This is a genomic window from Streptomyces racemochromogenes (assembly GCF_044129415.1).
GTDB lineage: Bacteria > Actinomycetota > Actinomycetes > Streptomycetales > Streptomycetaceae > Streptomyces > Streptomyces racemochromogenes_A.
Genome location: NZ_JBBDHD010000187.1, coordinates 1 through 9713 on the forward strand (window position 1 = coordinate 1; position 9713 = coordinate 9713).

A 9713-nucleotide genomic window follows, 5' to 3' on the forward strand; every position below is an offset into this window, starting at 1 on the left:
ACTACATGAACGAGCGCTACGGCAGCCCGGTCGGCGCCTGGAACTTCTGGCAGGCCAACCACTGGTACTAAGCCGCCGCGACAGCACGGCAGACACACGAGGGCCCCGGTGGCCGGCCTCCCCAGGTCCGGCCACCGGGGCCTCTCGCATCCCATCCCACGGGTTCGGTGGGCGCGCTCCGGCGCGCTCCGCGCTCAGAGGCGCTGGATGATCGTGCCGGTGGCCAGTGCGCCGCCCGCGCACATGGTGATCAGCGCGAACTCCTTGTCGCGCCGCTCCAGCTCGTGGAGCGCGGTGGTGATCAGCCGGGCGCCGGTGGCGCCGACGGGGTGGCCGAGCGCGATGGCGCCGCCGTTGACGTTGACCTTCTCCAGGTCCTGTCCGAAGACCTGGGCCCAGCTGAGGACCACGGAGGCGAAGGCCTCGTTGATCTCGACGAGGTCGATGTCCCTGAGGGACATGCCGGCCTTGCCCAGTACGGCCCGCGTGGCGTCGATGGGTCCGTCCAGGTGGTAGTGCGGGTCGGCGCCGACCAGGGCCTGGGCGACGATGCGGGCGCGCGGCCTGAGCTTGAGGGCGCGGGCCATCTTGCGCGAGGCCCACATCACGGCGGCGGCGCCGTCGGATATCTGGGAGGAGTTCCCGGCGGTGTGCACGGCCGTCGGCATCACCGGCTTGAGCCGGGCCAGGCCCTCCATACTGGTGTCGCGCAGGCCCTCGTCCCGGTCGACCAGCCGCCACATGCCCTGTCCGGCGGCCTGTTCCTCCTCCGTGGTGGGGACCTGGACGGCGAAGGTCTCGCGCTTGAAGCGCTCCTCGGCCCAGGCGGCGGCGGCCCGCTCCTGCGAGAGGACGCCGAGGCGGTCGACGTCCTCGCGGGTCAGGCCGCGGTGGCGGGCGATCCGCTCGGCCGCCTCGAACTGGTTGGGGAGGTCGACGTTCCACTCGTCCGGGAAGGGCTTGCCGGGGCCGTGCTTGGAGCCGGAGCCGAGCGGGACCCGGCTCATGGCCTCGACGCCGCAGGCGATGCCGATGTCGATGACCCCGCCGGAGACCATGTTGGCCACCATGTGGTTGGCCTGCTGGGAGCTGCCGCACTGGCAGTCGACGGTGGTGGCCGCGGTCTCGTAGGGGAGCCCCATGGCGAGCCAGGCGTTGCGGGCGGGGTTCATGGACTGCTCGCCGGCGTGGGTGACGGTGCCGCCGACGATCTGTTCGACGCAGTCGGGCTGGATTCCGGTACGGGCGAGGAGTTCGCGGTAGGTCTCGCCGAGCAGGTAGGCGGGATGGAGGTTGGCCAGGGCGCCCCCGCGTTTCCCGATGGGCGTGCGTACGGCTTCGACGATGACGGGTTCCGCGGCCATGAGCTCGTCCTCTCCTGCACACTCTGCACAGCGCCTGCGCGACGGACCGCCCCAGCGGCCGCCGCGCTCGAACTAGTACGCGTTCTAGTTATCTACCGCAGTCTTATGACCCGGACCCCCGCCACGCAAGGGTCTTGCACGCGCCCTCCACGGATTCCACACGCAACGGTTGACGCGGAGGCCCTTGTCACTTCTAGAACTCGTTACTACCTTCAAGCCAGCTTCTGATGGATCGTCAGACCTCTTGTCAGACCTTGGAGCCGCCCGATGTCCTGTCCCGCGCTGCCCGAAGGCTTCGACGCCACCGACCCCGACCTCCTCCGGGAACGGGTGCCGCTCCCGGAGTTCGCGCGGCTCCGGCAGACCGCTCCCGTGTGGTGGTGCGCCCAGCCTCGCGGGATCACCGGGTTCGACGACGAGGGCTACTGGGCCGTCACCCGGCACGCGGACGTCAAGTACGTCTCCACCCACCCGGAGTTGTTCTCCTCCACCACCAATACGGCGATCATCCGCTTCAACGCGCACGTCCAGCGCGAGCAGATCGAGGCGCAGCGCCTGATCATGCTGAACATGGACCCCCCGGAACACACCCGCGTACGGCAGATCGTGCAGCGCGGATTCACCCCGCGCGCCATCCGCGGCCTGGAGCAGGCCCTGCGCGACCGGGCCCGCAGGATCGTCGAGGAGGCCCGGGCGGTATCGGCCGACGGCGGCTTCGACTTCGTCACGCAGGTCGCCTGCGAACTCCCCCTCCAGGCCATCGCCGAGCTGATCGGCGTACCGCAGCGCGACCGGTCCAAGATCTTCGACTGGTCGAACAAGATGGTCGCGTACGACGACCCGGAGTACGCGATCACCGAGGAGGTCGGCGCCAACGCGGCCGTCGAGCTCATCGGGTACGCGATGAACCTGGCCGCCGAGCGCAAGGAGTGCCCCGCCAAGGACATCGTCACCCAGCTGGTGGCGGCGGAGGGCGAGGGCAACCTGCGCTCCGACGAGTTCGGCTTCTTCGTGCTGCTGCTGGCCGTCGCGGGCAACGAGACCACGCGCAACGCCATCAGCCACGGCATGCACGCCTTCCTCACCCACCCCGAGCAGTGGGAGCTCTACAAGGCGACCCGGCCCCCGACGGCCGCGGAGGAGATCGTGCGCTGGGCCACGCCCGTGGTCTCCTTCCAGCGCACCGCCACCCAGGACACCGAGCTGGGCGGGCAGAAGATCAAGGCGGGCGACCGGGTGGGGATGTTCTACTCCTCCGCCAACCACGACCCCGAGGTCTTCTCCGACCCGGAGGTCTTCGACATCACCCGCGACCCCAACCCGCACCTGGGCTTCGGCGGCGGGGGCCCGCACTTCTGCCTCGGCAAGTCCCTGGCCGTCATGGAGATCGACCTCATCTTCAACGCCCTCGCCGACACCCTGCCCGACCTGCGGCTCGCCCCCGAGGGGGCCGGGCCGCGCCGGCTGCGGGCGGCCTGGCTCAACGGCATCAAGGAGCTCCGGGTCAGCGCCGGTTGACCCGTGACCCGGGGCGGCAGGGGCCGTCACCACCCACGCCCCGGCCCCTGCCGTCCACGGGACCGGTCCGGGCCACGAGCCCGCCCGAGTGGCGGGATCCCGAGACCGGGCCGATCATTGCAGGACGCGACGATCCACCGGAGGGGCGCCGGGGCCGACGTGCCCCGGCGCCCCTCCGGCCTGCGGACCCGTCAGGGCATGCGCAGACGGCCGGGTACCGGCGCCTGCGGGAGCCGGTACCCGGCCGCCTCTTCCGCCCCGGCCGGAACGCTCCGCCGGCCGCCGCGCCCTGACTCCCCGCCCTACCGGCGTGCGGCCGCCACCCGGTCGGGCTCCCCCGCCTCCGTCCGGCGCTGCACGGGCAGGCTCACCCGCAGCCCGCGCGGCCCCGACAGGACGTGGACCAGCCCGAAACCCGCCCCGACGACGGCCGCGCCGCCGACCGCGTCCAACACCCAGTGGTTGGCGGTGGCCACGATCGCGCACACCGTGAACAGCGGGTGCAGCGCGCCCAGCAGCTTCTGCCAGCCCTTCGGCGCCAGCACGACCACCACGATCCCGCACCACAGCGACCACCCGAAGTGCAACGAGGGCATCGCCGCGTACTGGTTGGAGATCGCGGTCATCGCCCCGTACGAGGGGTTCGCCAGGTCCTGCGCCCCGTGCACTGTGTCGACGAAGCCGAGGCCCGGCATGAGCCGCGGCGGCGCCAGCGGGAACAGCCAGAACCCGGCCAGTGCGATGACGGTCGCCAGGCCCAGGGAGGCCCGCGCCCAGCGGTAGTCGGCGGGGCGGCGCCAGTAGAGGACCGCCAGGATCCCGAGCGGCACCACGAAGTGGAAGGAGGAGTAGTAGAAGTCGAAGAACGCCTCCAGCCACGGCGCGTCGACCACGGCCCCGTTCACGGCCCGCTCGATGTCGATGCCGAGCAGCCGCTCGATGCCGTGGATCCGGCTCCCGTTGCGCTCGGCGAGGGAGCGGCTGGCGGGGGCCGCGGCGCGGATGTGCGAGTAGATCGAGTAACCGACCCGTATCAGCAGGAGTTCCAGCAGCAGGTTGGGGCGCGACAGCGCGCGCCGCCAGAACGGCAGCAGCGGGATCCGCGCCCAGCGGGCGGCGGCGGGGTGCCCGTGCACGGTCGGGACGGGCTCGCGCCAGTACGGGGAGGAGCGCGGCAGGAACGGCACGGCGCAGGCCGCCGCGACGGCCGCGAGGAGCGGCACGTTGTCCCGTACGGGGGCCAGGGCGGCCATGTTGGGCAGCAGGACCGCGCTCGGCAGGGTGATGGCCAGGACCACGGCCACCGGCCACACGCGCCGGTCGGCGGCCCGCTTCCCCACCCTGCCCGCCACCGCCAGCAGCACCCACAGCAGCTGGTGGCGCCAGCCGGTCGGGGAGACGGCGACGGCCGCGCAGCCGGTGACGGCGACGGCGAGCAGCAGCTGGCCGTCACGGGCGTAGCGGGCGGCGCGGCGCAGGGCGGCCCAGGTGACCGCGGCGGCGAGGGCGGCGTAGAGGAGGATCTCGGCGGGGCCGGTGAGGCCGAAGCGCAGCAGGGCGCCGTGGACGGACTGGTTGGCGGGGCCGTCGGGGGAGCCGCCGAGCCCGGTGCCGGCCAGGTGGTGGATCCAGTACGTCCACGAGTCGCGCGGCAGGGCGGCCCAGGCCAGCGCGGTGGCCGCGGCGAAGGTCGCGGCGGCGGCGCGGGCGGTGGGACGGCGGCCGGTCAGCCACAGCAGCGGGGCGAAGAGCAGGAGAGCCGGCTGGAGGGCGGCGGCGAGGCCGACGAGGAAGCCGGCCGGCCTCGCACCGGGCACCCGGAAGACGGCGAGCAGCACCAGCAGGACGGGCAGGACGGCGGTCTGGCCCGGGAAGGCGGCGGCGCGGACCGGCAGGGAGACCATCATCAGCGCGACCAGCACGGGAGCCGCGAGCAGCGCGGTGCGGCGCGGCACGGGGTCGGGCAGCCCGCGCGCGGCGACCACCCCGACGGCGGCCACCAGCAGCAGGGTCAGGCAGGTCCAGGCCACCTCCAGGGAGGAGGGCGCGGCGAGGCCGGCCAGGGGCTTGAGCACCAGGCCGGCGAAGGGGGTGCCGGTGAACTGCCCTGCGTCGTAGAGGGTGCCGGGGGCGGCGGTGCTCGCCGAGAGGTGGAGGTCGCCGAACCACTCGCCCGGGGGCACGCGCAGGACGGAGGCGGCCTGCCTGACGGCGAGCACCGCCGCGAGCGCCCACAGCAGGAGGCGCGCCGCCCCGAGCCTGCCGCCACCGCCTATGACCCCGGCATGTCCGTTGGCACCGCCGTGCTCCACCGCGTCAGCCACGCCTCGCCGTCCTCACTGGAGATCACTGCCGGGACGACGATATCCCCCGCGGGATCCCTAGGATGGCGGCATGAGCATCGTGAAGATCAACGCCCTGACGGTTCCCGACGAGCAGCGCGAGGTGCTGGAGCAGCGGTTCGCCTCGCGGGCGGGGGCCGTGGAGAACTCGGACGGGTTCGAGTGGTTCGAGCTGCTGCGGCCGATCGAGGGCACGGACCAGTACCTCGTGTACACGCGCTGGCGCTCGGAGGAGGACTTCCAGGCGTGGATGGAGGGGCCGATGAAGGCGGCTCACCAGGGCGGCGGGGACCGGCCGAAGCCGGCGGCCTCGGGGTCGCAGGTGTGGTCGTTCGAGGTCGTGCAGCAGGCGGCGCCGAAGAAGGCGTGAGGACGGGCGGGGCCCGGGGCGGGTGCGCCCCGGGCCCTTCCGTTCCGGCTCTCAGCTCCAGAAGGCGTCGCTCTCGTCGATGTCCTGGGTGCACTGGTCGATGTCGGTGATCTTGCCGCCGACGATGGTGAAGAAGAGCCCCTCGTGGATCTCGATGCCCCGGTCGCCGCGGTCCGCCATGGCGGTGTGGAAGGACATCGCGTGGCCCCGGCCGTCGACCAGGACGCGCTCCAGGGTGACCCGGAAGGTGCCGCCCGTCTCCTCCCCCAGGCGGCGGTAGAGGTCGAGGACCGCCTCCCGCCCCTTGTGGTGCCCGGACAGGGGGCTGGTACCGGGCATGTGGTGGATGACGTCAGCCGTCATGAGGCTGCCCAGGGACTCCATGTCGCCCTTGCCGAAGGCCTCGTAGCCGCGGCGGATCAGGGCACAGTCCGGATGCTCCGACATGACCGTCCACCCTTCATTCGTGGGATTTACGCCTTTTCTCATCATCGGCCCGTGCCTGTGGATATTCCACGCGGGGGACGGGGGTGGGTCTCCACAATGGCGGCATGGACAGGAATTCGATCACGTCGATCACTTCGACAGGCAGTGCGGGCACCGCGGCGGACCGGGCCGGCGTCTCCGGCTGGGTCGTCGCCCCGGAACGGTTCACGACGGCGGACGCCACCGCCCTGCGGCGCGCGTACTACGCGGAGGTCGCGGGGCGGTACTGGGAGCGGTCCGTCACGGAGGCGGAGATCGACCAGGGGATGCTGGACGACCCGGCCGACGGGCTCGAACCGCCGACGGGGCAGTTCGTGGTCGGCCGGCTCGACGGACGGCCCCTGGCCTGCGGCGGCATACGGCTCCTCGACCCCGGAACCGCGGAACTCACGAGGATCTACGTCGACGGCGGCGCTCGGGGCTCGGGGGGCGGGGCGGCCCTGCTGGCCGTACTGGAGGAGGAGGCCCGCGCGCTGGGAGCGGTGCGGATACGGCTGGACACCCGGACCGACCTGGTGGAGGCCCGCGCGCTGTACACGCGTCACGGGTACCGGGAGATACCGGCGTACAACTCCGGCCCGTACGCCCAGCACTGGTTCGAGAAGCCGCTGGTCTGATCCGACGCGCTCCGGCCCCGCCCGCCCCGCGTCCCCGCCCGTCAGGGCGCCGCGTGGTCGCGGCGTGGGGAGGCCGTGTAGGGCTCCTCGGCGTCGGAACCGCACAACTCCCGGTTGAGCTCCTCGACCAGCTTGACGAGGTCGGTGGGGCGCTCCGGACCCCACCAGTCGCCGAGGAGTTCGGCGAGGGATTCCCGGCGGGCCTCGGCCAGCCGGTCCGCGGCCTCGCGGCCCCGGTCGGTCAGGACGAGGGAGAGCCCCTCCCGGACGGCGAGCCCCCGCTCTTCCACCTGGCGGGCGGCGTCGGTGACGACCCTGAGCGGGACGGTGGTGCGCTCGGCGAGCAGGGCCGGGTCGGCCGAGCCGTACTTCCTGATCCGCAGCAGCAGCCAGCTCGCGGCGGGCAGCAGGTCGAAGCCCGCCTTGGCGGTGATCTTCTCGTAGACGTGGACGCGGCCCTCACGGGTGCCGAGCACCGACAGGGCGCGCGCCACCTCGTCGTGTGAGGAGCGCTCGACGGGGTTGGAGGCGAGGGTCTCCGTCACGTCGGGTGCGGTGACGGAGCCGCGCAGCTTGTCCTCCTTGAGGAACCAGGCGATCAGGAAGGCGAGCAGGACCACGGGTACCGCGTAGAGGAAGACGTCGGTGATGGCGCTGGCGAAGGCGTCCAGCACCCGGGCCCGGAGGGCGGGCGGGAGGGCGCCGATGGCCCGGGGGTCGGCCTCGATGCGTTCCGCGCTCACCGCGTGCGGGAGCGGGACGCCGGCGAGGGTGGCGGTGAGCTTCTCGCCGAGGCGGCTGGTGAAGATCGTGCCGAAGATGGCGACGCCGAAGGAGGCGCCGATGGAACGGAAGAAGGTGGCTCCGGAGGTGGCGACGCCGAGGTCGGCGTAGCTGACGGCGTTCTGCACCACCAGGACGAGCACCTGCATGACCAGGCCGAGGCCGGCGCCGAAGACGAAGAAGTAGGCGCTCATCTCCAGGTCGGAACTGGTGCGCTCCAGCTGGTGCAGGAGGAGCAGTCCGACGGCGGTGAGGGCGGTGCCGGCGAGGGGGAAGACCTTCCAGCGGCCGGTGCGGCTGACGATCTGCCCGGAGGCGGTGGAGGCGATCAGCAGGCCGAGCACCATCGGCAGCATGTGGACGCCCGACATGGTCGGGGAGACGCCCCGGACGACCTGGAGGAAGGTCGGCAGGTAGACCATCGCGCCGAACATGGCGAAGCCGACGATGAAGCTGATCACCGAGCAGAGGGTGAAGGTGCGAATCCGGAACAGCTTGAGCGGCAGGACGGGTTCGGCGGCCCGCCGCTCGACGAACAGGAAGGCGACGAGGAGGACGGCGCCGAGGACGGCCAGGCCCACGATCCGGGTCGAGCCCCAGCCCCAGCTGCCGCCGAGGGAGGCGACGAGGACGAGGCAGGTGGCGACGCCGGCGATCAGGACGGTGCCGAGGTAGTCGATGGTGTGCCGGGAGGGGCGGGCCGGGATCCGCAGGACCGCCGCGATGACGACGAGGGCGACGAGACCGATGGGGAGGTTGATGTAGAACACCCAGCGCCAGGAGAGGTGGTCCACGAACAGGCCGCCCAGCAGGGGCCCGAGCACGCTCGTGGCGCCGAAGACGGCACCGAAGAGGCCCTGGTACTTGCCGCGTTCGCGGGGCGGGACGATGTCTCCGACGATCGCCATCGACAGCACCATCAGCCCGCCGCCGCCCAGGCCCTGGAGGGCTCGGAAGCCGATCAGCTGCGGCATGTCCTGCGCGAGGCCGCAGAGCGCGGAGCCGATGAGGAAGATGACGATGGCGTACTGGAAGAGCTTCTTGCGCCCGTACTGGTCGCCGAGCTTGCCCCACAGGGGGGTGGCGGCGGTGGAGGCCAGCATGTAGGCGGTGACCACCCAGGACAGGTGCTCCATGCCGCCGAGCTCGCTCACGATCGTGGGGAGGGCGGTGGAGACGATGGTCTGGTCGAGTGCGGCGATCAGCAGGCCCAGCAACAGGGCGCCGATCGAGACGAGAACCTCGCGCGAGGCGCGTTCGGCGCCCTGGGCGGGGTTCACAGGCGATGCGGTCACATCCTGAGCCATCGGCTCCTCCTCACGCCGGATCGACATCTCCATCCTGAGCGGTCTGTCCGGTTATGGCCTCCCGGAAGGGTTGGGTGGGACAGGAGGGGTCTGCATAATCGCTGGCAGTGTCCAGGGGAGGGGTTACCAGTGAGCGCTGAGCGCTGTCCGGAATGCGGCGCCGTGGGCGCCGACTGCGCGTGCGCGCGGGGCGTGGGGTTCAACCCGTTGCGCATCCGCCCGTACATGGCGGCGGCCGAGGCCGACGGGACGGTGGCGGCCACGCCGCCCCAGCCGGTCCTGGGCGCCGTGGCCCAGCCCGGCACCACCACGGCCACCCCCTTCCCGACGTTCCCGCCCAACCCACCGCAGCCGGCCCCCGGCGACCCCGGAGCCCCGACAACCGCGATCCCGCACCTCCCGCCCGACCCGACAGCCTGGCCCGCCGGGGCCGCCGAAACCGCCGGGGCGCCCACGGCCGTGGTCCCGTCCGTCCCGGGCGGGTCGCACCCCACCGCCTGGTCCCACGGGCACGCCGACGCCCCGACGGCCATGATCCAGCCCCTCGCGGGCTCGGGGAACGGGGGGCCGGGGGGCGTCGACGCGCCCACGACCGTGATCCCCCCGGTTCCGCCCGCTCCCGCCCCGGGGGCGTGGCAGGGGCCCGCCGACGAGGCGCCCACCGCCATGATTCCGCCCGTCCTCGACGGTCCCACCGGTCCCACCGCGCCGCCGGCCGCGGGCACGGACGCCCCGACGGCCGCGTTCCCGCCCGTCGCGGCACCGCCCCACACCCCCGGCTCCGCGATACCCGGGCCGCCGGCGTCCGACCGGACCATGCGGCTGCGGGCCGTACCGCCGCAGGGGCCCGGCCCGCGCGGAGCGCGCGCGCCGGGGGATTTGGCGGGGGGGCGGCGGGGGTAAAACTCCCCTTGGGTGCTCTGGTT

The 9713-nt window shown here is 72.9% G+C and carries 8 protein-coding genes; 4 read left to right on the top strand and 4 right to left on the bottom strand.

What is annotated here, in order from left to right; all coding sequences use genetic code 11:
- Window positions 1–194: 194 nt before the first annotated feature.
- The gene (locus WDV06_RS34385) at window positions 195–1364 is read right to left on the bottom strand and encodes a steroid 3-ketoacyl-CoA thiolase (protein WP_395513748.1); all 1170 of its coding nucleotides are present in this window, start codon (window positions 1362–1364) and stop codon (window positions 195–197) included.
- Window positions 1365–1631: 267 nt separating this feature from the next.
- On the opposite strand from WDV06_RS34385, the gene WDV06_RS34390 reads away from it, so the two are divergent.
- Window positions 1632–2882: a cytochrome P450 gene (locus WDV06_RS34390; RefSeq protein ID WP_395513749.1), complete on the top strand. Its 1251-nt coding sequence runs from the start codon at window positions 1632–1634 to the stop codon at window positions 2880–2882.
- A gap of 302 nt (window positions 2883–3184) precedes the next feature.
- On the opposite strand, the gene WDV06_RS34395 is transcribed toward WDV06_RS34390, so the two are convergent.
- Window positions 3185–5206, bottom strand: coding sequence for a phosphatase PAP2 family protein (locus WDV06_RS34395; protein ID WP_395513750.1), 2022 nt, complete (start codon window positions 5204–5206; stop codon window positions 3185–3187).
- Between the two features lie 70 nt (window positions 5207–5276).
- Here WDV06_RS34395 and WDV06_RS34400 point away from each other — a divergent pair, with 70 nt between their 5' ends.
- Window positions 5277–5594, top strand: coding sequence for an antibiotic biosynthesis monooxygenase family protein (locus tag WDV06_RS34400; RefSeq protein WP_042815147.1), 318 nt, complete (start codon window positions 5277–5279; stop codon window positions 5592–5594).
- A 51-nt stretch (window positions 5595–5645) separates the two neighbouring features.
- Here the strand turns inward: WDV06_RS34400 and WDV06_RS34405 are convergent, their stop codons facing one another.
- Entirely contained in the window at window positions 5646–6041 is a 396-nt protein-coding gene (locus WDV06_RS34405) for a nuclear transport factor 2 family protein (protein WP_395513751.1), read from the bottom strand.
- A 104-nt stretch (window positions 6042–6145) separates the two neighbouring features.
- Here WDV06_RS34405 and WDV06_RS34410 point away from each other — a divergent pair, with 104 nt between their 5' ends.
- A complete protein-coding gene (locus WDV06_RS34410; RefSeq protein WP_395513752.1) occupies window positions 6146–6697 on the top strand; it encodes a GNAT family N-acetyltransferase in 552 nt (183 codons plus the stop codon).
- A 41-nt stretch (window positions 6698–6738) separates the two neighbouring features.
- Here WDV06_RS34410 and WDV06_RS34415 read toward each other — a convergent pair whose 3' ends face one another.
- A complete protein-coding gene (locus WDV06_RS34415) occupies window positions 6739–8787 on the bottom strand; it encodes an MDR family MFS transporter (RefSeq protein ID WP_395513753.1) in 2049 nt (682 codons plus the stop codon).
- Window positions 8788–8916: 129 nt separating this feature from the next.
- Here WDV06_RS34415 and WDV06_RS34420 point away from each other — a divergent pair, with 129 nt between their 5' ends.
- Window positions 8917–9690 (top strand): hypothetical protein, encoded by a 774-nt coding sequence (locus tag WDV06_RS34420; RefSeq protein ID WP_395513754.1) that lies wholly within the window; start codon window positions 8917–8919, stop codon window positions 9688–9690.
- The last annotated feature ends 23 nt before the right edge of the window (window positions 9691–9713 follow it).

Bases quoted from the DNA above. Each gene is read 5' to 3' on its own strand.
- WDV06_RS34385 (WP_395513748.1), bottom strand. From the start codon at position 1,364: ATGGCCGCGGAACCCGTCATCGTCGAAGCCGTACGCACGCCCATCGGG.
- WDV06_RS34390 (WP_395513749.1), top strand. From the start codon at position 1,632: ATGTCCTGTCCCGCGCTGCCCGAAGGCTTCGACGCCACCGACCCCGAC.
- WDV06_RS34400 (WP_042815147.1), top strand. From the start codon at position 5,277: ATGAGCATCGTGAAGATCAACGCCCTGACGGTTCCCGACGAGCAGCGC.
- WDV06_RS34405 (WP_395513751.1), bottom strand. From the start codon at position 6,041: ATGTCGGAGCATCCGGACTGTGCCCTGATCCGCCGCGGCTACGAGGCC.
- WDV06_RS34410 (WP_395513752.1), top strand. From the start codon at position 6,146: ATGGACAGGAATTCGATCACGTCGATCACTTCGACAGGCAGTGCGGGC.
- WDV06_RS34415 (WP_395513753.1), bottom strand. From the start codon at position 8,787: ATGGCTCAGGATGTGACCGCATCGCCTGTGAACCCCGCCCAGGGCGCC.